Source organism: Limnohabitans planktonicus II-D5, from assembly GCF_001270065.2.
Taxonomy (GTDB): Bacteria; Pseudomonadota; Gammaproteobacteria; order Burkholderiales; family Burkholderiaceae_C; genus Limnohabitans_A; species Limnohabitans_A planktonicus.
Map to the genome: position 1 here is coordinate 1 of NZ_LFYT02000143.1, position 577 is coordinate 577.

Genomic DNA, 577 nt, shown 5'->3' on the forward strand with positions numbered 1-577 from the left:
ACTGCAGAATTAACAAAAATAAAACCATTAAATTCTACGGGCTTGAAAAAGTTAAAAACAGTTGGCAAATCTTGTACGAAATTTATCGTGCCTGTGTTTTTTCCAAAGCTGTACAAAGCTGGAATATTTGTACTCATAGGTTGATTGGTTGATGTTATGTAAACGTTTTCCTTGGTCATCAAAGGCTGCGTCATAAAGAGTGGCTTTAGCGAATTGACATAATCAGGATCAATTCCATCTGGTGTTGCAACAGCAAATCCCATGCCTTTGCCTTCACCAAAAATATGTTCTTGCCATAAAATCTTACCGGTATTTAAGTTAAAGGCGATTAATTCACCGCTTTCAAAAGGCTGCAACAATATATTATCACTTAATGAAAAATAATTTCTATTGCCACTTAAATTAAATTTCGATTGATATTGCCATTGAATTTTATTATTCTCCAAGTTAAAGTTCAGGATTTTTCCGTATGAGGAAATAATTAAAGTTTCATGGTCGGCTCTCACGTTTTCTTCGTGGAGATTTGGCCGCAATAACCACCACGAAAAAAAACAACCACCAATCAAAATTAAAGCAA

General features: G+C 34.3%; 1 protein-coding gene. It reads right to left on the bottom strand.

Translation table 11 applies throughout. The features are described 5' to 3' along the window. On the bottom strand, positions 1–577 hold a 577-nt coding region (locus H663_RS41980), incomplete at both ends, for a PQQ-like beta-propeller repeat protein (RefSeq protein ID WP_205872789.1).